Source organism: Paenibacillus rubinfantis, from assembly GCF_001486505.1.
In the GTDB taxonomy this organism is placed as follows: Bacteria; Bacillota; Bacilli; order Paenibacillales; family Paenibacillaceae; genus Fontibacillus; species Fontibacillus rubinfantis.
In genome coordinates this window covers 1,068,578-1,093,205 of the sequence record NZ_LN909066.1, presented here as the reverse complement: position 1 = coordinate 1,093,205, position 24,628 = coordinate 1,068,578, and the positions used below count along the sequence as shown (strand labels likewise).

Below are 24,628 nucleotides of genomic sequence, written 5' to 3'. Positions count from 1 at the left end.
GGGTGCGGTGAATAACGGGAATGCGGGGCTGTTCCAAGCAGGCGTAATTGCTGCTGCGGAGCCGCCCCTTTGGTTATGAAGAGCCGCTACTGCATCGTGTTAGTGTTGTCGGTATGGCTGTTCCGGCGGCTGTAGTAAAAAAACCAACAATCGTTGAGCAGTCGGATTTGACGACGATCTCTCTTATTAAAGGCACGCATGATCTGATTGCTAAGCCAGTTTGGCAAGCGTATCCCCTCCTCCGGTAACCCATTGGTATGGTTAGGGTATGGGGCATTCCCCCAATCCGTGCACGTCCCCTTGAAAATGAAACTAAAATTCCGGCTTTTGATCACGAAGCGGAATCGAAGGGGGAGGTTTCGGCGTCGAATCTTGAGTTCACCCTCGAAATGCGGTGCTCATGTAGGCTCCACCTACACTGCGCTCCTCTTTCTTCGGGTTCACCCAACCTTCTCGGTGCTGAAAAGCCTGCATTTTAGTCCTTATTGGAAGATTGAAACTAAAATTCCGGCTTTTGATCACGAAGCGGAATCGAAGGGGAGGAGTCGACGTCGAATCTTGAGTTCACCCTTGAAATGCGGTGCTCATGTAGGCTTCCCCTACACTGCGCTCCTCTTTCTTCGGGTTCACCCAACCTTCTCGGTGCTGAAAAGCCTACATTTTAGTCCTTATTGGAAGATTGAAACTAAAATTCCGGCTTTTGATCACGAAGCGGAATCGAAGGGGGAGGTTTCGGTGTCGAATCTTGAGTTCACCCTTGAAATGCGGTGCTCATGTAGGCTCCACCTACACTGCGCTCCTCTTTCTTCGGGTTCACCCAACCTTCTCGGTGCTGAAAAGCCTACATTTTAGTCCTTATTGGTAGATTGAAACTAAAATTCCGGCTTTTGATCACGAAGCGGAATCGAAGGGGGAGGTTTCGGTGTCGAATCTTGAGTTCACCCTCGAAATGCGGTGCTCATGTAGTTTTGTGCGGCTCGCTGTTCTAACGGACATCAGAGCCGTTATTCGCTCGAAAGAGGGCAGTATCCGCCTCTAACGGAACCAGGAGACCTTATTTGCGAAAAGAACGGGGGAAAGAGGGCTTTTACCGGCAAATAAGGTCTTTCAGTTCCGTTACAGCGGGAAATTGCCGGGAAATAGGAAAATAAGGTCTCTAGGTTCCGTTAGCGCGAACTGGACTTACGCGGAGAGGAGACGAGAGGAGCGTAGAGGAGCGCCGAGCGTTGAACTCTAGCCACTTAAAAAGCCGGAGAGATTAGCCCCCATCGTGAGGGGAAGCTAATCCGGCCGGCTTCGCGGGTGGTTCTATGCCTGCGGCACCCGATAACTACGCGCCTTCTTCCTCGTACCATTGCTCCAGTTGAGCCTGAAGCGCGCGGATTTCGGTGAGCAGCGAGATCAACGGGTAATTCTCCTCGCGAATGGCGGAAAAAGCGGACTCCAGTCCGTTGATATAATCCAAGCCGCTGGTGATCTGCAGCGATTCCTGCAGTAGATCAAGCTGGTCGCATTCGGCAATCGCACGTGGAAGAGACGGAACCTCAAGCGCGGTCAGTTTATCGATTTCCTTGTTCAGCCGCAAATTCAAAGCGCTGAGCTGGTAGGCGTAGTCACGGGGCATTTCAACGAAGATTAGATCCTGGGCTTGCTGCAAAATGACGTATCTCATTAGGGACATGCTCGCAATTCTCCTTTTCTATCCATCCTACTTGACAGTGTAGCGTAAGGAGAAGTTAAAATTCAAGTAATGAATCTAGCAGATTTCTTGAGCTCATGACAACAGGAAGGGGAGAGGACGATGACGGATGAGCAGCTGCAAGCCTGGATCGAGGAAATTTCGCTGCGTTCCTTCGGCGTGCCTTTCCGGCACCAAGCCCGGTTTAACAGCCGGCTCCGAACAACGGGGGGGCGTTATTTTATGAAAACCCATCATATCGAAATTAATCCCGCCCAACTCACCGCCTATGGGGAAGAGGAAGTTGAGCGCATTATCAAGCATGAGTTGTGCCACTACCATCTGCACTTGGCAGGACGAGGGTACCAGCATCGCGACGCGGACTTTAAAGCCCTGCTCCAAAAAGTTGGCGGCAGCCGTTACTGCCACGCTTTGCCTGGGAGCAAACAGCGGAGAACCTTGCCGCACCGGTATAAGCTGGTATGCGTTGATTGCGGGATGGAGTATTTGCGGAAACGCCGCGTTGATCCCAATCGCTATCGCTGCGGCAAATGTGCCGGAAAACTACGCCTGATCACGTTAACCGGCGGCTAAGGATGTGCTATACTTACATCAAACGACGTAAGGAGTGATTTAGATGGCCCAATCCCAAGCCCAAAAACAGCGAAAAAAGCTCATCCGTGAAGGAAAGCGCAGCCCGGAACTCAGCCGCAGCCCGTTTGCGTTGCAAGATCTGCGAACCCGAAAGACAAAAACAAAGCAGGAACAACTCCATCGGCAAAAATATAAGAACCACGCTTCCATTTACGGAGACGATGGTTCTTTTTATTTTCAATCCTCGGTTTCGCTGCTTTTTGCGACGGTCACAAAAATCTCGTATTGCTTACTGTCCTCAGATGTTTGGGTCTGGTGTTTTTTGAGAAACGCCGTGATCCACTCCTGAAATTCTTCAACTTCTTGCGGAGTCAGGTACACGTGATCATTGGTTAGTTGTCCGGATGACGTTTGGGAGCGGGAGGATTTCAAGAACCGCTTTTTGCTTTCATCGTATAAATTGCTCAGCAGCTTTTCGGTTTCCGTTAAGGCGACTTGCTTAAGCGAATCGTCGAAATAACTCTTCTTAATATGGATGGCACCCTCATAAGGTTCATAGTATTTGGCGGTAATGCCGTTAATGACCTTGGTGTCCACGAGCTGCAACAGACCGATACGCTCCAGCTTCTTGGCATGATAATAGACTTTGGCCGGGACCTCGCCCATCGTGTCCGCCACTTCCTTCATCGTCGCCGGACGATTCAACTGCTTGAACGTATCCAGGATTTGAAGGCGATACGGGTCGGAGTAGATCCGAATGTCCTCCAGCGTTTTTAGTTCCTTCGCGTCGTTCACCCTGCAAGCCCCCTACCGAACATAAGACGTTAACCGTCATTTCTTTTAGTATAGCTCGGGCCCCTCATTTGCGCAAAAAATAGAACGGTTCTCAATGTTAGATTTCCATGAACCTGCGCTGCTTCATCAACAACAGGATCGGAATTAGTAGGAGAACTCCAAAGCTCACATACAGCAGATGGACTTGCACCCATTCGCCCAAAACCCCGGCCAGGGCGCTCCCCGCCGGTATCGCACAGGTACAGACCATCCCGTACAACGCCCCTACGCGGCCAAGCAGCTCCTTCGGCACGGTTTCCATGAAGTAGGTGGTGGAAGGCGTGCTGCATAACGAAACAGATAGGCCCATGCCAAAGCTGAACAACGTGGCCATAGCCAACGGTTGAAGCGGCAGAACCGCAGGTAAGTACATTAGCGTATAATTGGCGCCAAGCAGCAGATACCCGGTCAGAATGAGCCGGCTTTTTTTATAGGCAGCGCCTCTTTTGCCGATCCACAATCCACTGACAATGGTACCGCAGATCAAGCTAATCCCCATTAAGCTTAAACCGGCGGGACCCGCACCCAAGATTTCATCTACGTAGACCACATTCAGTACGTTAAACGGCGACAAGCAGAAATTCACAAGAGCGGCAGCAATGACGATCGTGATGAGCAGCGGATTGGATTTGAGATACAGTAACCCTTCCTTTAACTCTAGAACGAAGGAGGTGTTGCTTGATGCGTTGATCGGTTGGGTGGAAGGTGAAGTCTCGCGGTTTCCACGGATCAGTACGATAAACGCGGCGGCAAGGGTGAAGGTCAGCCCGTCGATCAAAATGGCGGTGGAAATTCCCAGTGTTGCAATGATGCCGCCGACGGCCGCCATGCCCGCTAATTCTGCCGCCCGCGAAGCGGAGGTGCTGAAGGAGTTGCCGCTGAGCAGTTTTTCCTTGGGCAGCAATTGCGGAACCAGGGCCAGCTCGGCAGGAGAAGCGAAGCATTCCAGCGTTGAGGTGAGCAGCGTCAGCACATAAAGATGCCAAGGGACAAGCCAGCCCTGCCAATAGAGAAAAGCTGTAAAGCAAACGATCAAGCCGCGCCCCAAATAGGTGATCGCCACAACTTTTTTCTTGGACCAGCGATCCACCAAGGTTCCCGCGAAGAAGCTGAAAGCGATGTTGGGTATAAAATTCAGTGCAAACAAGGTTCCTATCATCAGCTTGGAGCCGGTCAGCATATAAACCATCCAGCTGTATGCGATGGAATCGATGGAATCGCCGAAACGGGAAATCACCCGGGCGAGCAGAAGGTACACAAACGAACGATAGACCGCCAGTTCTTTGAAACCGGAAAGCGGTTGGCTTTTGACCCGAACTTCTTGACTCATGGGCACTCATCCTTTTAAAAATTATCATACGTTAAAATAATTTTAACGTTATGTTTATTTTATTGAATTTCGAGAAGAATGCAACTCTTTTTTTGCTGGGCTTGTCCTGCGCTTTCAAACGGGCAATTTAGCATGTGAAGAAGTGGAATGGGGAAAGAAGGAAGGGCCAAGAAAGCGCTGCGAATCTTGACTTTGCCGCGGAAGCGTGATAAATTAAATGGTGTTCTCGTTATTTTTCGTTCCCCGATAGCTCAGTCGGTAGAGCACTCGACTGTTAATCGAGTTGTCACAGGTTCGAGTCCTGTTCGGGGAGCCATTTCTTTCTTGGAGAGATACCCAAGTGGCTATAAGGGGACCCTCTGCTAAGGGGTTAGACTGCGTAAGCGGTGCGAGGGTTCGAATCCCTCTCTCTCCGTTCTGAAATACATCGTGATAAAGAGCCTCCGGTGATCCGGGGGCTCTTTGTTGTTGTTAGAGGGATGAGAACCCTCCAATGGAGGGGGCGTCGGAGCATAAGCTTCGTTAGGGATACATCGCAGTCTCGAACGAAGTGAGAGTATCCCTCTCTCTCCGTTGAGTTAATTATACAGGAATGTAGAAAGCCCTCCGGTGATCCAGAGGGCTTTCTTGTGCGTTCTAGTTTACTGAACATGGTATAGTCTTTTCATCGCGATGATCGCTTGCTGTTTGGTGAAGGGTTCCTTTGGTCCAAAGCGGTTATCCCCGATGCTGCCCATAACCGAGGCTTGGTTGGTTGAATCGGTGAGAGAACTCATCAAACCTACAGACGACTTAGCCCAATCTGCAATGAGTTGCTGGTCAGCGTACGTAACCGATATGGGTTTAGCGGGAACTCCTAACATCTCCGCGACGCGGCCGAGCATGGCCGAAGCTTCTTGGCGGGTAATTTCGCCTTCTGGATCCAGTTTGTTAGCGCTCTTTCCTTGTATGATCCCTAGAGCATTCGCCGCTAAAACAGTCGGGTCGAAGGTATCTTCAAATGTATCCGTGCGAATTTGTTTTCCTGAGGCGGTCAACAAATCCTCAATCGATTTGCCGGTTCTGACGGATATGAGCTGGAGGGCCAGTTTGCTAAACTCGTCACGCGTAATGTTGTCTGTATACCCGTAATCTATATCTAGCGGAATGAGGTCCAGTGTCGCTGCCGACGTAACCTCTGCTTGGGCCCAGACAGAAGGAACGTCCAACGGATTACGAATGAAACCGTACATCCCCGCTTTATTTTCATAACCGATAAGTCCTTGGGAAGAAGCATTAAGGCTCTCGTAGCCAGCATTAACGATCACGTTCCCTTTCCGGTCGATCAGCTTCTCGTCTTCACCGGAACGGCCGCGTACCACTGCCAACCCTTCCTTAAACGGCTCCACTTCCGTGTATTTCGAACCTAAATTCTTGATCTCTTTCCCTTGTTTGTTCAACAGCACATAAATATCGGTCGGACTGTTTTGATGGTACATGGCAATGGAAACGCCTTCGGTGTAGGGCTCTATGAACTCATACTTGTTTTTAAAATCCAACACGACCTTGCCGGTTTTATCGATAAAACTCCAATGGTAACCGGCACCGATATTATTGGTACGCAGTACGGCGCCTAGTCCTTCGCTAAAGTTTTGGGCGGAATCGTATACCATTTTTACAGCCTGAGCCCCGCGTTTGTCAATATACCCCCATTTGCCTCCGATTGTAACAACAGCCATTCCTTCACTGAAATTATTGGCCCAGTCGTATTTCGGCTTGATTACTTCCCTGCCGGTTTTGTCGATATACCCCCATTTGCCGTTTTTTTGGATGGCGGCCAAGCCTTCATGGAAACCGGAGGTGCCGCTGTGGATGCCGTATCCGTTATCGTCGCGAATATCGTCGTATAGCGGTTTTACGATCTCCTGGCCTTTTTTATTGATAAATCCCCATTTGCCGTTCTTCTGAACGGCTGCCAAGCCTTCACGGAAATTGAGTACCAAATCATAATCCGTAGAAAGGACCGTTTTACCGGAAGAGTCTACATAAATCCATTTTCCATTGTGTTGCACTCTGGACCAGCCTTCGCTGTATGTATATACCGTGTAACTATAGGGACTTAGTTCAAATCCATCAAATAATATACGGCCGCTGCGGTCGATTACACCGATTTGCCCGCCCTGGGTTATCCGGACCCAAGCTAAACCTTCATTAAAGGTACTACCTGCATCGTTATAGTGAAAAATGTACTTGAAGTTCGGCTCGATGACCGACGATCCGCTTTCTGCAGCTACAGAAGAGAAAGGGGATATAGTTAGTGCCAATGCCAGACTGCTGATCCATAAAATGATTTTTTTCATGCTGTGTCTCCCTTTGTTGAAATTTAAATATTGGTCTAGTATACCTTTGAAAGTCTTAAAAGAGAATGACAGGATATGTAAGCTTTTTTCAGCCATTTTAGGGCTTGCAAGCCGCTTCGCTTTTTGTTATACTCAATTTTGTCGCCGCTTCAAGGTGATGGTTCTCATATGGCCCGTTGGTCAAGGGGTTAAGACACCTCCCTTTCACGGAGGTAACAGGGGTTCGAATCCCCTACGGGTCACCATTCTCTTTACGAGATGGAGTAATTTCATATGCGGTAGTGGTGGAATGGCAGACACGCTATCTTGAGGGGGTAGTGGGCGTATGCCCGTGGAGGTTCGAGTCCTCTCTACCGCATCCCAGTAAGAAAGAACCTTGCGTTTAGCAAGGTTCTTTCTTCATACCTGCGGGTATGCAAGAGGACTAGATTTCGAGCAAGGTGCGAATGGCATAAGCGACCCCATGATCGTTGTTGGTTCTTGTGGTCACGGTGGCGAGAGACTTAATCTCGTCTACGGCATTGCCCATCGCAATTTTGGTTCCCGCGACTTTAAACATCGAGACATCATTATAGCTGTCGCCGATGACGACGGTATCGGACATCTCCACGCCTAACTCGCCAGCCAGGAATCGCAAGGCACTGCCTTTATCCGTTTCCTTCGCGATGATCTCGACGATATGGTTGGCGGAGGAAGTGGTGTGCACCTGCGGCTGACCGTTGAAATGCTGGGTGATTTCATTTAGCTTCTCTTCATGAAACGTGTATACCAACAGTTTATAGACTGGTCGGCCTTGTTCCAGAAGCTGCAGCGGGTGGTCGATTCCTTGGAAGCCAAATTGAACGAACTGAATTTTTGCGCTCTCCCACAGCTGATCCCGATCGATGCTTGGATTTGCGCTAACCAGGATATCCATTTCAGCTAGCAGCTTTTGCTCGCCGTCAGAAGGTGAATAAATGGCTTCCGGACAAAAGATTTCAAAATAGACGTTATGCTTCATTAAATAACGAACGGCCTCCGCGGCAGCATCCGGGGCAATTGGCGTTTCTCGCAGCAGCTTTCCTTCCCGGTCGAACACCTCCGCGCCGTTGGAAGCGATGATTGGGATGGACAGATCTCCCGTTAAATGTTTGGCGTCAAAGCTTGCTCTTCCGGTGCAGAGCGTTACGGTATGCCCCTGGCTCACGGCATGCGAAATGGCGTCCAAGCCTTGGGAGCTCGGGCGGCTGTCTGACGTGAGCAGCGTTCCATCCAGATCCACGGCAATCAGTTTCATCGATAGTTTCCTCCTAGCCCATCGTTTGGTGGGTGTTGTCTGTTTTTTAGAGTATAGATTATGAAATGCATTTCAGGTCAAGGAGAGATCAAGACGTGGCGACCCAGCTTTGGATTATTATTCTGATTGGAGCAGGAACTTATTTATTACGGGCAGGTTCCTTAGTCTTAGGGAGCCGGGTCCAATGGTCCGAAACGACGAAGGAATGGTTGTCCTACGTGTCTCCCGCCGTGCTTGGCGCGCTGATCGGCCCGCTGCTGCTCCTGAAGGACGGGGAGTGGATACCGCTTACGGAGAATTTAATGCTGTTTGCCGCCATTCCTACAATGATCATTGCCTGGTGGTCGCGTCGGCTTTTGTTAACGGTAGCTGCTGGCGTGCTGTTTTATGCCGGTGTCCACGCTTGGATCGGATAGGCCGGAAGAATCGAGAGGTAGAGGAGAGAGGAGAGGGGTTCGGATGAACCAAATAAAACGTTCGAATCGAAGCGAAGAGATTCAGAAGGCTCTGCGGGATGCGCTTCCGATCCTGCTCGCTTATTTTCCATTGTCCATGACCTACGGCGTACTCGCTGCGGCAGGAGGGCTAAACGGAGGACTTGCCGTGTTCAGCTCGGTATGGATCTTCTCGGGGGGAGCTCAGTTTATGCTGCTAGGCATGTTCGCTTCCTCTGTGGCTCCCGTTACGATTGTAACGACGTTGCTGCTGTTAAGCATGCGTCATGTCCTGTATGGCGCAACCATGGGACCCTATTTGGTAAACTGGCGGGAGTCCCGGAAGTGGCTGGCGGCGATCGGCCTTACGGACGAAGGGTTTGCAGTAACCTCCAGCCGGGCAGCGCAAGGAGATCCGTTGCTTCCTTCCTATTATATAACGTTTGCTATAGCCATATATGGATCCTGGATTGCGGGAACTGCGGCAGGCACCGGGCTGGGCAGCTTCGTCACTGCGGAGCTGGCCGAAGTATTAACCTTTGCGTTGCCGGCGCTCTTCATCGCGTTGCTTGCTGGAGGGGAGCGGACGTTACCGTTTATAGCCGCCGCAGGCTGTGGAGCCGTGCTTGCTACTTTGGCAGGAATGCTCCAGTTAGGGGGCATCGGCCTGATTGTCGGCGGCTTGGCAGGGGCTACATTAGGGCAGCAGATCAGCCGGATAAGATCGAGACGGACAACTACCACCCGAGCAAATGCCAAACGAACGATACGCTAATCGCGTGCGCGTGTGAAATTATTCCGGCTGAGGCGGCAGATCCAGGATCGAGGAATATTTGGGATACAATGCCCGAATACAATCGGGACAAATATCGTGGGTAAATTCGGCATGGGTATGTTTGATCAGGTAGGCTTCGATGGTGCTCCACATTTCGGTTTCGTCCTTGATTTTCTTGCACACGGCGCAAATCGGCAAGAGCCCCCGGAGTGTTCGAATATGCTCTAAAGCGTGCTGCATCTGCATTTCCTGTCGTTTTAGCCGGGTGATGTCGGTGCAGGTGATCACGATACCTTGGGGAGGGGAGGGCGCTTCTTCGACATAGGGAGTGACTTCGGCGAGAAACCATAATTCCTCACCGGTCGTTGGCGCCTTGAATTCAACGGCGAATATCTTGGCGTCACCGTTTAAGATATGTGTAAATTGCTCCAGCAGTTGGCGGACGTTAAAATAAGTAAGGTGATGCGGCCCATGCTGAAAATAGTGGAAGAGATTAAATCCGGGTTGAGCCCAATCGGGTGCCACGCCCAAATGAGAGGCTCGGGTTGCCCAGGTCCGATTCACGGAGACGATCCTTCCGTTAGGATCCAAGATGGCAACGCTTTGATTTAACGAATGATAGGGTTCTTTCCAAGGGGGATTTTCATTCACGGCGGGTGCGCTCCTGTCATGAAATAAGGGCAGTCTTCGGACCTATTAAGTCCTTGCCGGCCCTGTGTTAAGATATAGGCATATATTTACATATCTAAGGCCCTTTCTTTAAACGAAAATACGCATGGGAAAAGAATCGCAGTATTTCACTCTATTATATACGTAGATACGTTACTTCACAACGGTCAAATTACTTAAATGCGTCATTAAAGTTTTTTAGGAAGGTTGGAGAGAAGTTGTCGATCTATGAGCGTATTGAATTGCTGATCAAGAACGCTGGAATGACCAAAAAGGCATTTTGCCTTGAACTTGGAATTAGTACGGGGAATCTTGGGGATTGGAAGCGCGGCAAATCCACACCGAGCACGAATAAAGTGATTGAGATCGCCGCTTATTTTGACGTGAGCCTGGATTGGTTGATGACCGGAAGAGAGAAGCAAGCGGAATATGTGCAGGACCAACGAACGGAATATATCTCCAGCGAAAAAGACTGGAACTCGTTTGTCAGCTCACTTACGGAGTCCGAGCGAGCTTTTGTGCGGGAGTATATCGAGTTTACCCGTTACCGGAGACTGAGGGCGGGCCGGAGGGACAAATAATACCACTTTACTTTTCATGACCGCAAAGATATAATAATCCATGTTCGTCTGAACAAAACTTTTACAAACGCGGTCGTGGTGGAATGGCAGACACGCTATCTTGAGGGGGTAGTGGGCGTACGCCCGTGGAGGTTCGAGTCCTCTCGACCGCATCAATCAAACGCTACAGCAGAACTTTTCGGAGCATCCGGGAAGTTCTTTTTTTGTAACCCTCGGTTGTTTTTCGCAGTCTGGGGTATGGGGCGGTGATTTTATGCACATTCTAACGAAGATCATGCATCCTATGCGCCAGAATCAGGCGATCTGGGCGGGGTTTCAAGTTGACATGCCGATAAAAATTAATTAATATGTCTAAGTACTAAAAGAGCTACGCTCTGGAATGAAATTTGATAATACGGGTGATAACATGTCCTACAGACCGAATGTTGTAAAAGTAACCAAGGCCGGCAGCAACAAAAATGACGGATTGTATGAGTTTATCGTTAACATGGCCGACGGTACGGCGTGCCGCGTGTTTTACCACCGGAATCCCGAATGGCGGTTAACTAACGTCAGCAGGCTGCAAAAGACACCTTGCCCGGTCTGCCGAAAAGACTTCATCTGCCAATGCATGGAGAAGTTTTCGGGTGAAATCAACCGTCAGATGGTAGAAGGACAGTGGCTCGAGAAGCTAGCGTCCGAGTAAAACGCTTATGCCAACTGGTGACAGCGAGCACGGGAAAAATTCCCGTGCTTTTTTCATATATAAATGAGGACCGTGGCGTTATATCTTCATGCGGGGAGAGGGGAGCAAGAGCATGTCAGGGAAACCAAATGAACGGGTGGAGCGCGTGATCTTGTTTGACGGTGTGTGCCATTTATGCCAAGGGGCGGTCAAGTTCATCATCAAGCGTGACCCGGCCGGACGGTTCCGTTTTGCCTCGCTGCAATCCCAGGCCGGCAGCCAACTGCTGCAAGCAGTGGGGGCGCATGGGGAATCGCTGGACAGCGTCGTGTTGATCGAAAATGGAACCTATTATATTCGGTCAGCGGCGGCGCTGCGTATTGCTAAGGGCCTACGGTACCCCTGGCCGTTGTTGTATGGGTTGATCGTCGTGCCAAGGGGACTTCGAGATGCGGTCTATCAATTCGTCGCCAAACATCGTTACCGTTGGTTTGGGAAGGACGAAACCTGCCTGGTGCCAACCCGGGAGCTGAAGGAGCGGTTTTTGGAGGAGGGGTAGGGAAGAGCGCCCTTTCAATCCAAATAGGACTTGTTTGAAATCCATAATTGTGATATTCTTACTGTTAAATTCAGGAATTCGGAACGGGAGCACCGTCCATTACTCGATGTTAAATCGGGTTATTGGGCGGTGCTTTTTTGTTTTCGTTCCGGTGAAGGAGGGAGAATCGTGGTTCCGATCAAATTGGTGTTGGCCGTGCAAGAGGAGGAGTATATCGATCCGTTTCTGCGCTATGTGCATGCGAGCGAGTTTGACCGGCGTTTGGTAGTGACGGCATTTAGTCGGAAAGAGGCGTTCACGCAGTATGTAGCGGAATCGGGCGGGGATCTTGATGCGGTATTAGGCGATCCGGCGTACTTGGAGGCGGTTGAGTCGTTAACTCGGCCCGGGCTTTGCTGCATTGAACTGGGTGCAGACGGGGCAACGCAGGCATCCGGTGGTTTACGCGTCGAGAAGTATCAACCTTTGCATCAGCTACTCGCTTCGGTGGTTGAGCTCGTTCGGGGAGGCCCGGGGAAGCAGGGGCTGACCGGCGGGCAACCGCAGATCATCGGGGTTTACTCTACGGTTGGCGGCTGCGGCAAAACGACGGTTGCCCTTCACCTCGCTCGCCAGCTGGCGACGGAAGGGGGGAAGGTGTTCTACCTTAGCCTGGAGACGATCGGCAGTGAACTGCCGGTTGCCGGACAGAGCTTGAGGGAGGGACAGTCGGGATTCGCCCGGTTGCTTTACGACCTGAAAGCGGCGGATGATCGGCGGGAAGCTCTCCGGTTTCCGATTTCCGCTTACGCCTACAGGCATCCCGTCCTGCAGGGGGATACGCTGGCTCCCCCGGACAACCTCAACGAGCTGCTGGAAATGGAACGCAAGGACACGGCGGAGTTAATTGAATATATCGCCGGCAGCGGATTGTATGATTCGTTGATTGTTGATATGGACTCCTTCCCGGATGGCCGTACGGATGCGGTGTTGGAACGGGCGGACCGTGTGGTTTGGATCGTCACAGACGATTGGGGAGTGATGCGCAAAACCGGGGGGTGGCTAGCTCATCTTGAACGGACTCGTCCAGAGTTTTACCGGTCGCTGCTGGAGAAAACCCGGTTTGCCCTTAATCGGTATACGGGGAAACGGTTAGCGGACCTGCCAAGGCCCGATTTGAGGCTGCAGGCAACGTTATCCTTCATTCCTGCCTGGAATCAAGGCAGCCGTCAAGGGGAACTGCTGCATTCCCCGCTATATCAGCGGGACATCATCCGCCTTTGCCATGAGCTCTATGGCGAGGGGCCGATTCCGATGGCACTGGAGGGATAGCGATTGGAGGAAGGGGATTTTACCGCATTACGCAATGAAATCCGCCGGGGCTTGGACGTCACCTCCGTCCTGAACGACGACCAACTGCTGGACTATATCGAGCGGCGCGTGTTGGAGGACCGGCGATTAAGCGGGGCGACCGCGGCGGAGAAGCGCAAATGGGTACGCAGGCTGTACGATTCGTTCCGCGGTCTGGATGTGCTTCAACCGCTCGTCGAGGACCGCAGCGTCACCGAGATTATGATCAACAGTCATGAGGAGATTTTCGTTGAACGGGAGGGGGCGGTTCGGCAGGTTCCCGTCGGTTTTGAATCCAGGGAGCGCTTGGAGGACATCATCCAAACCATCGTGTCCGGCGTCAACCGGGTGGTGAACGAATCGTCGCCCATCGTTGACGCAAGGCTGCGGGATGGATCGCGGGTGAATATCGTGCTGCCCCCCGTCGCCTTGAAAGGGCCAACAATGACGATCCGCAAGTTCCCGGAACGGCCCTTAACGATGGAGCAACTGGTTGCGATTGGCTCCCTTAGTGGGGAGGCGGCGGAGCTGCTGCAGCGGCTCGTGCGGAGCAAATACAACCTATTTATCAGCGGCGGAACGGGCTCGGGGAAGACGACGTTCTTAAACGCCTTGTCCCAGTTTATTCCTTCTGATGAGAGAGTGATTACGATTGAGGATTCAGCCGAACTGCAGATCGTCACGGTCCCCAATCTGGTGTCCCTGGAAACCCGGAATGCGAATACGGAAGGAAAAGGTGAAATCAGCGTCCGCGAACTGATCCGAGCCTCATTGCGCATGCGTCCCAACCGGATCATCGTTGGCGAGGTGCGGGGAGCGGAAGCGCTGGACATGCTGCAGGCGATGAATACCGGCCATGACGGAAGTCTATCGACCGGGCATGCCAACAGCACGGCCGATATGATTAGCCGGCTCGAGACGATGGTGCTAAGCGGAGCCGATTTGCCGCTTCCGGTTGTCCGGCAGCAGATTGCTTCATCCATCGATGTGTTCGTACATTTGTCGCGATTGCGCGACCGTTCGCGCCGGGTGACGGAAATCTCCGAGGTCGTAGGTTTACGGGAAGGGGAGGTGGTGCTTCAGCCGTTGTTTACGTTCCGGGAAGAAGGGGAACAAAACGGCCGGATCGTCGGGAAGCTGCAAAGCAGTGGCACGGGGTTAATCCATACGGACAAGCTGCGTATAGCAGGATTGCCCGCAATCTGATGCGCGGGAAGAGAGGGGAAAGGTTTGTTGCTGAAAAGACGGGTTGATCTACCCTGGAAGGAGGAGGCGAAGTCTCCAGATGATGCGGTAAAGCTGGCGGATTATCGGGTATTTCCGCTTTCCCCGCGGCAGAAAGGGATCTGTGTGCTGGTAGGCGGAGCAGCGTTTTTCGCGTTGGGTTATATCTTCTTTCGGGTCATTCCACTAGCACTGCTGCTATCGTTAGGCGGCGTGTTAGCACCGAGATATTGGAGCCGCTATCTGCTGCGCCGGCGAAGAGAAACCTTGGGCTTGCATTTTAGGCAGGCGCTGTATTCGCTGTCCTCCTCGCTGGCTGCAGGCCGCTCGGTGGAAAACGGCTTTCGTGAGGCGATCGATGATTTAAAGCTGCTGTATCCGGACGGAGATAACGATGTGATGCGGGAGCTTGCGATCATTTGCGCCCGGATGGATTATGGGCAGCCAATTGAGGAAGCCCTGCTGGATTTCAGCCGCCGGGCGGCGCTGGAGGACATCGATAATTTTGCGGATGTGTTTACGACCTGCAAGCGTTCAGGGGGAGATCTGGTAGAGGTTGTCCGGCGGACCTCGAACCTCATCGGTGAAAAGTTGGAAATCAGCCAGGAGATCGGCGTGATGATCGCCCAAAAGCGGTTCGAAGCCAAGGCGATGCTGGCGGCGCCCATTTTATTTTTGCTGTTTATGCAGATGACCTCCCCGGACTATATGCGTCCGCTGCATCATGGAGCTGGATTATGGATCTCGGGACTAGCCTTGCTGTTGTTTGCGGTCTGCGCTTGGCTGATGTTAAAGATCATCGATATTCGGATTTAGAGGAGGCTTTGACAGATGTACCTGTTGGTTGCGGGACTATTGCTGCTCGCCTTAGGCGGAAGCTGGATTTTCGTTTATCCCCAATCCCGGCGGCTCTATCGCAGTTATGAGGGGCTGACTTTGGATGGGTTAAGGTTGGTCCGTCTCGCGCCGCCAATGCTGCTCCTTCTGGAGCGGATCAGGATATCTCAGCGGTTTCCCGGCTTCTTCTTTAAGGTTCAGCGCGCAGTGCAGAAAATCGGCGGCAACCGGCGCAGCGGAGAAACGACGCTGCTGTTTTTGGCAGAACTGCTCACATACGGTTACCTGTGCCTTATTTTCGGGTGTTTGATGACGCTGCTGAATAATGGCGCTGCCGGCTTGCTGATCGGCGGGCTATTGGCGGTACTGGTGCCTGTAGCGCTAATCAACGATCTCCATCGAAAGGTGCAACGGCGGGAACAGGCGGTTCTGCTGGAGCTGCCGGAGCTGCTGAACAAAATCGTGCTGCTGGTAGGCGCAGGCTCGACGGTTCAGCAGGCGATCAAGCGTTGTTTGGAGCGTAAGCGGGAGCAAGCCGGTCATCCCTTATACCGGGAGCTGCTGCAAATGCAGAAGGAATGGGAAGGAGGCGATTCGTTTCAGCAAGCGATGGAAGGGTTCAGCAAACGTTGCGGGATTCAAGAGGTATCGGCCTTTACGACCGCGGTTTTGTTAAATTACCGCCGCGGTGGGGAAGATTTTGCTTTGGCTTTGCGGGACTTGTCCCATTCACTCTGGGAGAAGCGGAAAGCCGTCGGCAAAACCCTGGGCGAGCAAGCTTCGTCCAAGCTGGTGTTCCCCATGGTGCTGCTGTTTATGGCGGTACTGATTTTGGTTGGGGCACCGGCGTTTATGATCATGAATTTGTAGATCAAGCTGAGGAGGAGTTCATATGTTAACCGCATTTCGCAAGCAGATCCAAGGGGTATGGCGCAATGAAGAAGGGCTTGGCATGCTTGAAATGATTTTGATCATCGCGGTGATCGTCATTATCGCCGTGATTTTTCGCGATCAATTGAAGGGGATCGTCCAGAGCTTGCTCGGCAAAGCCAAGTCAAAGACAGAAAGCTTCATGGACGGGAACTAGGCATGAAGCTGTGGCGGGATCAACGCGGGGCCTTTACGATTGAAGCTTCCTTGGTGCTCCCGATGATTTTTTACACGGTGCTGATCCTCCTGTTCTTCTGTCTTTATCTTTACCAACACGCGTTGTTGGGACAGGCGGCAATCGTCGCTGCGGAGCGAACCGCTTATACCTGGGATAACAGCCATCGGGATATCATGACCGGGGCTTTTGCCGAAGGGCAGACCGATTCCCTTTATTGGCGCTTGGGGGATGACGGGATGCTGCAGGCGATTTTTGGTTGGGGGGGTGAAGATGCGGCGATAAAACTGGGTTTGCCTGCAGGTGCAGACGGAGCAGGGACGTCGCTCCCGCTTAGGAAACTGACGCGGACAGGAGTCGATTTGCCTGAGGAGATTCAGGGGGAGATTCGCTACGATAACCGGCTGTTGCTGCGCAAGGTAAGGGTTGCGCTGGATCGTTTGGTTCCGCTGGCCCCGCTGGAGGGCTGGATTGACGATGTCAATCAGAGCGGGCGTGCGGAGGCGTATGTCGTTGAGCCGGTGGAATGGATTCGGACCGTCGAGCTCGCGCGTTATTATGGTGAGAAATTTCGGAACGGAGCGGGAAAACAGGGAATGGACAAGCAGGAGGCTCAGGAAGCGTTGAAGCTGTTCGGGAAATAGACGGCGGGGAGGAAAGGAGGCGGAAACGGCGGTGTTTCAACGGAAGCGTGCGGAGCAAGGGGCGGTTACGGTATTTTTTATCGTGATATTTGCCGCGGTGTTTGCGTTTGTTGCCTTGTTTATCGATTTTGCCCGAATGTTCGCCTTACAGGCGAAAGCGGAAGCTTTGGTGCATGCAGCTTCGAGGTCTGTAATGTCCGCTTATGACCGCGAATTGGCCGATCGGTATGGACTATTTGCTTATGGTCAAACCGACGGGAACTACATCATGTCGAAGGTACTACAGGATCAGCTTGAGTGGGGAAGGCGCAACGAGGGGCTGCCTTTGCTGGGGGGGAGCTTGGATTCCTCCTCTATTGAAATGCTGCGCCCTATCGGGACCTATTCGGTATTCGAGCAGCAAATACGCGAGCAAATGAAATACCGGGCCCCTATTGACGTTACCATCGAGCTGCTGAACCGCTTCAAACCGATGGCGGGAGTGATGAAGGAAGCCTCGAATACGGTGGATCTGCTGGGAAAATTGCAGAAGCTGTACGATCAGAGGGAAGCCAAGCTGGACGAGCTTTTGGACACGCAACGGCTAGCAGCGGATACGGTGAAGCCCTACGCGGAAGTGTTAACCGGGGGAAGCAGCGGGAGCCAAGGAGAGGTCTGGAATGGAAGCATCACCTCGCTGGCCGATGCCGCAACTGAATATCCCGACTATGTGAGCATGGTTGAGGCGGATGCAGGCAAGGAACCCGAGGATCGGATGTATACGGCGGAAATCGACCGCTACCGTGCCGAAACCGGCAGGCGGTTTACGGAACTGGGCCGTAAACAGCAAAACGCGGAACAGAAGCATGCTTCGCATCTGCCCCAGGCGCAGGTTTTGCTTGAGGAGGTGCGCCAGATCAATGAACAAATGCGGCAAACGATCGAAGAGGCGGAGCGGCGCCCGGAGCAAGCCGGGTATAACGACGTGTCTGCGGGTACGAGCACCCGCGGCGGCAGTTCCGATCCAGTTGGAGATGGAAACGTCATCGCCGATATCCGGGCCCAGGCCGGTTCCTTGTTGCTGCCCGAGGAGATGTTTGTGGACCTGGCCGCAGATCTTCAACGGCAGACCATAGCATTTGCCGAGCTAAGGAGCGCCGGAAGCTCGTTGCTTGCCCAAGCTGGTTCCGTTACCGCGGCGACGGCCTCGTATACGGCCTTCGATTCCGGCGTGAACCGCGCCGCCCGGGCTTGCGATAACTATCTGCGCCAGTTTGTATTTCCTGGATCGGGGAATGTCCTGGAGGCGAGCCAGCGCAGGCTGGAAGCGCATCGCTCCTCGGACAAAGAGCGAAAGGCAACGGAACAAGCGGCAAGCGCCAAGCTGAAGGAAGCGGCCGGTTGGATCCGGGAGTTGGAACAGCTTAAGAATGGACTAAACGAATATCAGGCCCAATTTGATCAGCTGGAGGCGCAAATGGAAGCGAATCGCTCTTTGAACCGTTCTGTTGCCGACGAACAGTTGGCTCCAGCGGGTTTGAACGAAGACCTGAGCGAGGCGGGGCGGGCCTCCATGGCTAACATGGACGGGCTATACGGCGGTTTGGCGGGACTGATGGGCGGAATGTCGGATTCCGTCTACCAAATGGAATACGTTGCGAGTTATTTTCACTTCGTGGATGTCAGCGCATTGAACGGCCTGCTTGAAGGCAAGAGCCAGAAGGACAAGCTGGAAGCCATCCGCGCGCAATTGGCACCGGAGCGGCAAGAGGTCGAATACATCCTGTATGGGGCTCATCATCCGGGAGGAAATATCGCAGCTGCGTTTGGGGAGATTTTTGCCATGCGGCTGGCGATCCGGACGATGGAGGGGTTCAGCAAAAACGCGGCTAAAGGGAATCCGCTGTTGATCTTTGCTTCAGCACTGCTCTACGGAGCGCAGCATGCGGTGCAGGATATGCTTGCCTTAACCCGGGAAGGAAAAATCCAATTAAGCGATTATCTCAAGGTTGATCTGACCTATCGGGATCATCTTCGGTTATTTCTGCTGCTGCATGGCCGCAGTGAACGACGATTATCGCGTATGCTGGCCTTGATCGCGACGAATACCGGAGTTGATCCGGCGGAGCGTGCCACCTACGCCAAAGGCAAGGTGACGGTGGCGATGCCTCTGTGGTTCCTGCCCGGAGTGTGCAAAGCGCTGGGGAAGGCTGGTGTGGTGAAAGGAAACGTGGAAGGAAGCCGGTATTATGCGGTCAAGCAAGCGGATTTTTCTTATTAAGGAGTCAATGCCCCATCATGACCGGAGCGATGCGTCCGAGGGAAGTATGACCCTGGAGGCTGCCTTGATTGCGCCCGTATTCGTGATGGTTGTATTCTGGTTTGTTTTCCTAGTCCATATGACGTTGTTATCCGGACAATTACATGCAGCCGCAGCCAATGCCGTTAAACAAGTCTCCGCACATATCTATCCTGTGGCCATTGCGGTGGAGTCCCGGAGCGGCCAGGGGACGACAACGGAAAACGGCTCGTTTACCTGGCGCATGCCGTCCCTGGCGCTGGAGGAATGGGCGGAGCAATATGCAGCTAACCTGCCTGCCCCGATGTCGACATGGGTGATGGATAGCGTGCGTAAAGGCGAAGAGCCGCTGCAGGAGCTGAAGGCGAAAACGTCGGAAGCCGTATTAGACCCGGTGGTTAAGCCATTGCTGCGCCCCTTTCTGCAGGGAACCCTGCTGGAGGAAGAACGCCTGCATGTCAGCCGCGTCACGGTCCCAGACCTAAAAACAGGCAAACAGCCTTATTTCGGGATTGAGGTGAGTTACGAGCTGCCGCTGAAGGTTCCGTTTACCGGCCAACGAATGGTGCTGCAAACGAGGGCGGAGGAACGGCTATGGATCGGCGATACCGGGGAACTGGAACCGGGAGGCGGAAGCGGCGATGGGCAAACGGGTCAAGCGGCGGTGGTGCTCGCAAAGCCCAATCCGGCTTACGCCGGACATCGTGCGACGATTCAGGCTCAGGTTGCTCCGGGATCAAGTGCCAAGCTCACCGTTTATTACAAAAGCGGGGTTAGCCAAGCGAAGTATCTGGGAGAGGCGACGGCGGATGAGAAAGGCCAAATCGCCTGGACTTGGTTGGTCGGGGGAAACACCACGCCGGGGACGTGGAGTTTTGTGATTGAAACGGAGGAAGGCCTGCGAACAACGGATACGTTCGAGGTGGCCAGCCCGCGTTCGGAATCGAAAGGGAGTGAAGGGGATTCATGATTGAGATTTGGGGTTGTTATCTCATGCTGCTTGCCGCTTTCGTGACGGATATGAGGACGATGAAAATTCCTAATGTTATCACGGTCACAGGGATTTGTACGGGATTGTCTTATCACCTGTTTACGGAGGGCTGGATGGGTGCTTGGTTTGCTGCATTGGGGGCGGCAACCGGGTTTGGTTTGATGTTTGCCCTGTATTTACTGCGCGCAGTAGGAGGTGGCGATGTGAAGTTGTTTGCAGGAATCGGGGCCTGGACGGGCATTACTTTGACCCTATCCACGATGATGTATTCAATTTTAGCTGCGGGGTGCATCGGCCTCCTGCTCTTGGTCTGGCGCCGCGAGACCGGGGTGCGTCTGCGCCGGATCGCCGGGAGCGTCCTTGGAGCCGCCGCCTTGCGTAGCACGGCCCCCCTCGAGGCGGCCGCCAAACATCAGCTGCAATTTCCGTTTATGTTGGCGGTGCTCCCTGGAGCTGTACTGGCGGTTTACTATATGTAACAAACGAGGAGGGGCTTATCATGAAGGAGCTGGTTGCCGATTTTGTCAGGGACGGCGGGACCTACATGATTCTGGAAGCCAAGGAGGGATTGAGGCCCGAGCAATTAAATCGGGTCCAGCGTTCCATGCTGGCGGCGGTCACAGTCCCTAATTTATTGCGGCTGGATATCCGAGAGATTGATTATCAGATTAGCCTGCATTACGACATCACTGGAAAAAGAATGCTGTCCCAATGCCTGCGCAGCGACAAGATCAGCATGCTGGAGTTTTATGGTCTCCTGCTCCAGGTCGTCGCCGTGTTGGAGGACAGCAAGAGGTACATGTTGTCGCCGTCCGGTTTTCTGCTGGATGAGGCGCATATTTTCGTGGAGGAGCCGCTCTCCAGCGGGGCGTTGTACTTTACTTATGTCCCCTGGAAGGAAGCGCCGACCGCTCCCGCGTTATCCCAGGCCCTGTTATCGCTGATGACCCGGTTGCTGACCTGCGTTTCTCAGGTTGAGGGAGACGGGATCCCTCAGTTGGTCCGTTTGTGCGGGGATGAGTTATTTTCTTTAGGAGAACTGAAGAAAAAGCTGCTGCGTTTGTTGTCGGGCGAACCGGATGTCCAGGCAGAGCGGGATAAGGTTACGGTAAGGGGGATGCCTTCTACCATGGCCGTAAACGATCCGTCATCACAGCTTGGGGAGCCATCGCCGTCACCAGCTCGTTCCGCCATCGTCAAAGAATACATGCCCGTACGCGAACCGAACGAGTTGGGAACTTGGGCTGGAGTAGCCGAGACCATTGGCCATACACGCGTTAAACGGGAAGAGTGGCCGGGGCTAGACGAAGAGAAGAGCCCAAGGGAGCAGAAGCCGCTAAAACCAACCTACTTTGTGCTGGGTGTCCTTCTTGCGGATGCTTTAGCCTGGAAGGTCCTCTACTTCGATCGTCCTGGAGCTGTTGGGTTGACCCTGGGGGTTGCTGCTACCCTGTTGTTAGGTGGGGGCGGTTTCGCGTTGTGGCGCAAGCTTCGCGGCAGTTCTACAGATATGGGAGAAGATGCGGACGGTACAGAGAAGGGGTCGGAGGGGGTTGACAGTCCGATAGGGTTATCGGGCTTGTTAAGGTTATCCGCAGAACGGGAAGGAAGAACAAGGCCGTCTTCAGCCAAGACGGAGGAAGCCCCTTTGGAGACGTTCACGCCGCGGGTGGAGAGTTCATTCGAAGGGAGGGCATCAGCGGCCACGAGCATATCTGCGCCTACACCTAGGCCTGCGTTTACATCAGCATCTGCGTTGGCACCAGTACCTGTACCTGTATCCACGCTTTCCTCTCTGTCTCAGCCAGAGACGGTGCTCGATGATCCAGAACCTGAAATGGAACTATCGCCGCCTACCGTGCTGCTGAGCCGGTCTATGTTGCAAGGACAGGGCCGTCCGCTAATGGAACGCGCTCCCCGTTATTACTTGGAGCGGTGCGAGCCCGCCGGTACCCTGGTGGAACGAATTCCGCTGACAACGGGCAGCTTTGTGATCGGCCGCTCTGAGGAGATCGCTCAATATGTAGAGAAGACTACAGGTGTATCCCGTGCCCACGTGGAGATTTTGGTCACCTCGCGCGGCTGTCGGCTCAAAGATCTCGGATCAAAAAACGGAACCCGGCTGAATGACGAGGGTGTGGCGCCTTATAAAGAATATCCGCTGCAGGCGGGCGACGTGTTTATCTTGGCGGAGACGAGCTTTAAGTTTGGAGAGGAGGCTTCATGATCTAGAAGGTCTTGGGGAAAGCTGACACCTAGGCTTGGCCGGTTGGCTAACGATCAAATTTGAAATGGCCGTAGATTCTCACCGGAAAAGCGGGTATAATGAACGAGAATTATTCTCAATTACATACTTCATATCCTTGCTCTTATTTACTGCGAAATTGATTAAAGGATGGTTCTCGACATGTCGGCAATATCTCAATCTACCAAACCACGCTTGCGTTCCCGCCCGCTTGCGGCAACGTTAATTTTATTCGGCGGCGCGGGGCTGCTGCTGTTTGCGATCAGCCTCTCGATTTCCGTCGGGGCGGCGGACATTAAGCTCGCCACCGTATGGGATGCGTTGTTCCACTTTCAGGCGGAACAAACCCAGCATCAAATCATCATGGAGCTGCGGCTTCCACGCGCCTTGGCGGCGGCCTTGATCGGCGCGGCGCTGGCGGTGGCCGGCGCGATCATGCAGGGGATGACCCGCAACCCGATGGCCGATTCCGGCTTGCTGGGACTCAACTCCGGCGCCGGCTTGGCCTTGGCCATTTGCTTTGCCTTGATGCCGGGAACCTCGTTCCTGCTCACGATGTTCTATTCGTTTATCGGCGCGGGACTTGGGGCCGGGCTCGTATTTGGGATCGGCTCCATGAGCAGGGGCGGCATGTCACCGGTCCGACTGACGTTGGCCGGCGCTGCCGTCAGCATGCTGCTCACGGCGATCAGCGAAGGGATCGCGATCTATTTTAAAATCGGACAGGACCTGGCTTTCTGGTACGCTGGTGCGATTGCCGGAGCCAACTGGCTGCAAATCAAGCTGGTCTCGCCTTGGATTTTCGCAGGCTTGTTCTGCGCTCTGCTGTTATCGAAATCGATTACCCTGCTGAGTCTCGGCGAAGAGGTAGCGACCGGCCTAGGCCAAAGAACTCGCCTGATTAAAGCGCTGGGCATGATCATCGTATTGGTCCTGGCCGGCAGCGCCGTTTCGATTGTCGGAGCGATTGGATTTGTGGGCTTGATGGTTCCGCATGTCGCCCGTTTTCTTGTTGGCGTCGATTACCGCTGGGTCATTCCGTCCTCGGCGCTGCTGGGCAGCTTGCTGATGGTATTTGCGGATATTTTGGCACGGATGGTTCACCCGCCCCATGAAACGCCGATCGGCGCGCTGATCGCCGTGATTGGGGTACCGTTCTTCCTCTATCTCGCAATGAAGCAGAAGGGGGGATTGGAATGAACCGGATCGAAGCTCCTCTGCATATGCGGCAAAAGGCCCGCAAAGCGTATATCGTGATGACCGTGTTTGCGCTGCTGATTCTTGCGGTATTCATCTTTAGCATGAATACGGGATATATCCGGCTGTCGCCGCTTGACGTGTTTAAGACGTTGATCGGCTTCGGGACGGACAAACAAGAGCTAATTCTCTATGAATTTCGCCTGCCGCGTATCGTGATCTCCGTCCTCATCGGGATGGGGATGGCGGTGGCCGGCTGTATTTTTCAAGGGATTTCGCGTAATCCGCTGGCTGACCCCGGCGTGCTCGGCATTAATGCCGGAGCCGGTTTGGCGGTAACGCTGTTTATTTCCTTCTATCCGACCACAGCCAGTGCGCCCGTCTATCTGATGCCGGTCTTGGCACTGCTTGGCGCGGCCGGCGCAGCAACCTTGATTTACGTGCTTTCCTTTAAGCGAAATTACGGATTGCTCCCGATTCGGATGGTGTTGGTCGGCATTGCAGTAGCCGCCGGCATTAATGCGGCGATGATTGTACTCCAGCTGCGGCTGCGTCCGGAGAACTTCCAGATGCTGCAGATCTGGCTGGTCGGCAGTATCTGGGGCACCTCGTGGAAGTATGTGCTGGCGCTGTTGCCATGGCTGATCGTGCTGCTGCCGTACGTGTTCCTGAAGGCCCGTGCGCTTAATGTGCTTAACCTTGGCGATCAAACCGCCACTGGCCTTGGCACCCCGTTGGAACGCTCCCGTCTGGGACTGCTGGCCGCCGCGGTTGGCTTAACCGGCTCCTGCGTTGCGGTGGGCGGCGGCATCTCCTTCGTCGGGCTGATCGCGCCGCATTTGGCCCGCCGCTTGGTTGGGCCCAAGCATGAGTATTTGCTCCCGGCCTCCGCGTTGGCCGGGGGGTTGCTCGTCATCTTGGGCGACACACTGGGCCGCTGGGTGTTGCAGCCGGCGGAAATCCCAACCGGGATCGTCGTAGCGATCATCGGTGCGCCGTATTTCCTGTATTTGTTGACGAAATCCCGGATATAAGTTTCTGACGA

Annotated in this window: 25 protein-coding genes and 5 tRNA genes; 23 read left to right on the top strand and 7 right to left on the bottom strand. The window is 53.5% G+C overall.

Going from position 1 to position 24,628, the window contains the following annotated elements:
* Positions 1-86: 86 nt before the first annotated feature.
* A complete protein-coding gene (gene cmpA / locus BN3277_RS25385) occupies positions 87-227 on the bottom strand; it encodes a cortex morphogenetic protein CmpA (protein ID WP_089153383.1) in 141 nt (46 codons plus the stop codon).
* 1,103 nt (positions 228-1,330) lie between these two features.
* The gene (locus BN3277_RS22630; protein WP_059046596.1) at positions 1,331-1,681 is read right to left on the bottom strand and encodes a hypothetical protein; all 351 of its coding nucleotides are present in this window, start codon (positions 1,679-1,681) and stop codon (positions 1,331-1,333) included.
* 120 nt (positions 1,682-1,801) lie between these two features.
* On the opposite strand from BN3277_RS22630, the gene BN3277_RS22625 reads away from it, so the two are divergent.
* Positions 1,802-2,272, top strand: a complete 471-nt coding sequence (locus BN3277_RS22625; RefSeq protein WP_059046594.1) for a SprT family protein — start codon at positions 1,802-1,804, stop codon at positions 2,270-2,272.
* A 237-nt stretch (positions 2,273-2,509) separates the two neighbouring features.
* Here BN3277_RS22625 and BN3277_RS22620 read toward each other — a convergent pair whose 3' ends face one another.
* Positions 2,510-3,067 (bottom strand): ArsR/SmtB family transcription factor, encoded by a 558-nt coding sequence (locus BN3277_RS22620; RefSeq protein WP_059046591.1) that lies wholly within the window; start codon positions 3,065-3,067, stop codon positions 2,510-2,512.
* A gap of 97 nt (positions 3,068-3,164) precedes the next feature.
* A complete protein-coding gene (locus BN3277_RS22615) occupies positions 3,165-4,436 on the bottom strand; it encodes an MFS transporter (RefSeq protein ID WP_059046590.1) in 1,272 nt (423 codons plus the stop codon).
* A 240-nt stretch (positions 4,437-4,676) separates the two neighbouring features.
* Here BN3277_RS22615 and BN3277_RS22610 point away from each other — a divergent pair.
* Together BN3277_RS22610 and BN3277_RS22605 are read left to right on the top strand one after the other, a co-directional pair.
* Positions 4,677-4,752, top strand: a tRNA-Asn gene (locus BN3277_RS22610).
* 10 nt (positions 4,753-4,762) lie between these two features.
* Positions 4,763-4,851, top strand: a tRNA-Ser gene (locus BN3277_RS22605).
* Between the two features lie 226 nt (positions 4,852-5,077).
* Here BN3277_RS22605 and BN3277_RS22600 read toward each other — a convergent pair.
* Positions 5,078-6,775, bottom strand: a complete 1,698-nt coding sequence (locus tag BN3277_RS22600) for a WG repeat-containing protein (protein WP_059046588.1) — start codon at positions 6,773-6,775, stop codon at positions 5,078-5,080.
* A 170-nt stretch (positions 6,776-6,945) separates the two neighbouring features.
* Between BN3277_RS22600 and BN3277_RS22595 the strand changes: the two genes are divergently transcribed.
* Both BN3277_RS22595 and BN3277_RS22590 read left to right on the top strand, forming a co-directional pair.
* Positions 6,946-7,020 (top strand) — tRNA-Glu (locus tag BN3277_RS22595).
* 30 nt (positions 7,021-7,050) lie between these two features.
* A tRNA-Leu gene (locus BN3277_RS22590) sits at positions 7,051-7,133 on the top strand.
* 66 nt (positions 7,134-7,199) lie between these two features.
* On the opposite strand, the gene BN3277_RS22585 is transcribed toward BN3277_RS22590, so the two are convergent.
* The gene (locus BN3277_RS22585; RefSeq protein ID WP_059046584.1) at positions 7,200-8,051 is read right to left on the bottom strand and encodes a Cof-type HAD-IIB family hydrolase; all 852 of its coding nucleotides are present in this window, start codon (positions 8,049-8,051) and stop codon (positions 7,200-7,202) included.
* 95 nt (positions 8,052-8,146) lie between these two features.
* On the opposite strand from BN3277_RS22585, the gene BN3277_RS22580 reads away from it, so the two are divergent.
* Both BN3277_RS22580 and BN3277_RS22575 read left to right on the top strand, forming a co-directional pair.
* Positions 8,147-8,467: an AzlD domain-containing protein gene (locus BN3277_RS22580; RefSeq protein WP_232436493.1), complete on the top strand. Its 321-nt coding sequence runs from the start codon at positions 8,147-8,149 to the stop codon at positions 8,465-8,467.
* A 43-nt stretch (positions 8,468-8,510) separates the two neighbouring features.
* Positions 8,511-9,260, top strand: coding sequence for an AzlC family ABC transporter permease (locus tag BN3277_RS22575; protein ID WP_059046581.1), 750 nt, complete (start codon positions 8,511-8,513; stop codon positions 9,258-9,260).
* An 18-nt stretch (positions 9,261-9,278) separates the two neighbouring features.
* Here BN3277_RS22575 and BN3277_RS22570 read toward each other — a convergent pair whose 3' ends face one another.
* Positions 9,279-9,911 (bottom strand): PAS domain-containing protein, encoded by a 633-nt coding sequence (locus tag BN3277_RS22570; RefSeq protein WP_059046580.1) that lies wholly within the window; start codon positions 9,909-9,911, stop codon positions 9,279-9,281.
* 281 nt (positions 9,912-10,192) lie between these two features.
* Here BN3277_RS22570 and BN3277_RS22565 point away from each other — a divergent pair, with 281 nt between their 5' ends.
* From BN3277_RS22565 to BN3277_RS22490, 16 genes are all read left to right on the top strand, one after another.
* Positions 10,193-10,510, top strand: a complete 318-nt coding sequence (locus tag BN3277_RS22565) for a helix-turn-helix domain-containing protein (protein WP_059047427.1) — start codon at positions 10,193-10,195, stop codon at positions 10,508-10,510.
* Positions 10,511-10,579: 69 nt separating this feature from the next.
* A tRNA-Leu gene (locus BN3277_RS22560) sits at positions 10,580-10,662 on the top strand.
* A gap of 254 nt (positions 10,663-10,916) precedes the next feature.
* The gene (locus tag BN3277_RS22555) at positions 10,917-11,195 is read left to right on the top strand and encodes a hypothetical protein (RefSeq protein ID WP_059047425.1); all 279 of its coding nucleotides are present in this window, start codon (positions 10,917-10,919) and stop codon (positions 11,193-11,195) included.
* 112 nt (positions 11,196-11,307) lie between these two features.
* Complete coding sequence (locus BN3277_RS22550) at positions 11,308-11,733, top strand: thiol-disulfide oxidoreductase DCC family protein (protein ID WP_187380114.1); 426 nt, start codon at positions 11,308-11,310, stop codon at positions 11,731-11,733.
* A gap of 168 nt (positions 11,734-11,901) precedes the next feature.
* Entirely contained in the window at positions 11,902-13,044 is a 1,143-nt protein-coding gene (locus BN3277_RS22545) for a nucleotide-binding protein (RefSeq protein ID WP_059046577.1), read from the top strand.
* A gap of 3 nt (positions 13,045-13,047) precedes the next feature.
* Positions 13,048-14,268: a TadA family conjugal transfer-associated ATPase gene (locus BN3277_RS22540; protein ID WP_059046576.1), complete on the top strand. Its 1,221-nt coding sequence runs from the start codon at positions 13,048-13,050 to the stop codon at positions 14,266-14,268.
* A gap of 27 nt (positions 14,269-14,295) precedes the next feature.
* Positions 14,296-15,102: a type II secretion system F family protein gene (locus BN3277_RS22535; protein ID WP_316244817.1), complete on the top strand. Its 807-nt coding sequence runs from the start codon at positions 14,296-14,298 to the stop codon at positions 15,100-15,102.
* A 15-nt stretch (positions 15,103-15,117) separates the two neighbouring features.
* Positions 15,118-15,993 carry a type II secretion system F family protein gene (locus BN3277_RS22530; protein ID WP_059046575.1) on the top strand — a complete coding sequence of 292 codons (876 nt, stop codon included), beginning with the start codon at positions 15,118-15,120 and terminating at the stop codon, positions 15,991-15,993.
* Between the two features lie 22 nt (positions 15,994-16,015).
* A complete protein-coding gene (locus BN3277_RS22525; protein WP_059046574.1) occupies positions 16,016-16,210 on the top strand; it encodes a Flp1 family type IVb pilin in 195 nt (64 codons plus the stop codon).
* A gap of 2 nt (positions 16,211-16,212) precedes the next feature.
* On the top strand, positions 16,213-16,872 hold the full coding sequence (locus BN3277_RS22520) for a TadE/TadG family type IV pilus assembly protein (protein ID WP_059046573.1): 660 nt from the start codon (positions 16,213-16,215) through the stop codon (positions 16,870-16,872).
* A gap of 31 nt (positions 16,873-16,903) precedes the next feature.
* Complete coding sequence (locus tag BN3277_RS22515; RefSeq protein WP_059046572.1) at positions 16,904-19,132, top strand: caldesmon family protein; 2,229 nt, start codon at positions 16,904-16,906, stop codon at positions 19,130-19,132.
* Positions 19,101-20,120, top strand: coding sequence for a hypothetical protein (locus tag BN3277_RS22510; protein WP_082691564.1), 1,020 nt, complete (start codon positions 19,101-19,103; stop codon positions 20,118-20,120). Before BN3277_RS22515 ends, BN3277_RS22510 begins: the two co-directional genes overlap by 32 nt.
* Complete coding sequence (locus BN3277_RS22505) at positions 20,117-20,620, top strand: A24 family peptidase (protein WP_059046571.1); 504 nt, start codon at positions 20,117-20,119, stop codon at positions 20,618-20,620. The genes BN3277_RS22510 and BN3277_RS22505 overlap by 4 nt, the downstream gene beginning before the upstream one ends.
* A 20-nt stretch (positions 20,621-20,640) precedes the next feature.
* Positions 20,641-22,368 carry a DUF6382 domain-containing protein gene (locus BN3277_RS22500; RefSeq protein WP_059046570.1) on the top strand — a complete coding sequence of 576 codons (1,728 nt, stop codon included), beginning with the start codon at positions 20,641-20,643 and terminating at the stop codon, positions 22,366-22,368.
* A 180-nt stretch (positions 22,369-22,548) separates the two neighbouring features.
* On the top strand, positions 22,549-23,586 hold the full coding sequence (locus BN3277_RS22495) for a FecCD family ABC transporter permease (protein WP_059046568.1): 1,038 nt from the start codon (positions 22,549-22,551) through the stop codon (positions 23,584-23,586).
* Positions 23,583-24,617 (top strand): FecCD family ABC transporter permease, encoded by a 1,035-nt coding sequence (locus BN3277_RS22490; RefSeq protein ID WP_059046566.1) that lies wholly within the window; start codon positions 23,583-23,585, stop codon positions 24,615-24,617. The genes BN3277_RS22495 and BN3277_RS22490 overlap by 4 nt, the downstream gene beginning before the upstream one ends.
* Positions 24,618-24,628: the final 11 nt, after the last annotated feature.

Bases quoted from the DNA above. Each gene is read 5' to 3' on its own strand.
- BN3277_RS22630 (WP_059046596.1), bottom strand. From the start codon at position 1,681: ATGTCCCTAATGAGATACGTCATTTTGCAGCAAGCCCAGGATCTAATC.
- BN3277_RS22625 (WP_059046594.1), top strand. From the start codon at position 1,802: ATGACGGATGAGCAGCTGCAAGCCTGGATCGAGGAAATTTCGCTGCGT.
- BN3277_RS22615 (WP_059046590.1), bottom strand. From the start codon at position 4,436: ATGAGTCAAGAAGTTCGGGTCAAAAGCCAACCGCTTTCCGGTTTCAAA.
- BN3277_RS22600 (WP_059046588.1), bottom strand. From the start codon at position 6,775: ATGAAAAAAATCATTTTATGGATCAGCAGTCTGGCATTGGCACTAACT.
- BN3277_RS22585 (WP_059046584.1), bottom strand. From the start codon at position 8,051: ATGAAACTGATTGCCGTGGATCTGGATGGAACGCTGCTCACGTCAGAC.
- BN3277_RS22575 (WP_059046581.1), top strand. From the start codon at position 8,511: ATGAACCAAATAAAACGTTCGAATCGAAGCGAAGAGATTCAGAAGGCT.
- BN3277_RS22565 (WP_059047427.1), top strand. From the start codon at position 10,193: ATGACCAAAAAGGCATTTTGCCTTGAACTTGGAATTAGTACGGGGAAT.
- BN3277_RS22555 (WP_059047425.1), top strand. From the start codon at position 10,917: ATGTCCTACAGACCGAATGTTGTAAAAGTAACCAAGGCCGGCAGCAAC.
- BN3277_RS22550 (WP_187380114.1), top strand. From the start codon at position 11,308: ATGTCAGGGAAACCAAATGAACGGGTGGAGCGCGTGATCTTGTTTGAC.
- BN3277_RS22530 (WP_059046575.1), top strand. From the start codon at position 15,118: ATGTACCTGTTGGTTGCGGGACTATTGCTGCTCGCCTTAGGCGGAAGC.
- BN3277_RS22525 (WP_059046574.1), top strand. From the start codon at position 16,016: ATGTTAACCGCATTTCGCAAGCAGATCCAAGGGGTATGGCGCAATGAA.
- BN3277_RS22520 (WP_059046573.1), top strand. From the start codon at position 16,213: ATGAAGCTGTGGCGGGATCAACGCGGGGCCTTTACGATTGAAGCTTCC.
- BN3277_RS22510 (WP_082691564.1), top strand. From the start codon at position 19,101: ATGCGGTCAAGCAAGCGGATTTTTCTTATTAAGGAGTCAATGCCCCAT.
- BN3277_RS22505 (WP_059046571.1), top strand. From the start codon at position 20,117: ATGATTGAGATTTGGGGTTGTTATCTCATGCTGCTTGCCGCTTTCGTG.
- BN3277_RS22500 (WP_059046570.1), top strand. From the start codon at position 20,641: ATGAAGGAGCTGGTTGCCGATTTTGTCAGGGACGGCGGGACCTACATG.
- BN3277_RS22495 (WP_059046568.1), top strand. From the start codon at position 22,549: ATGTCGGCAATATCTCAATCTACCAAACCACGCTTGCGTTCCCGCCCG.
- BN3277_RS22490 (WP_059046566.1), top strand. From the start codon at position 23,583: ATGAACCGGATCGAAGCTCCTCTGCATATGCGGCAAAAGGCCCGCAAA.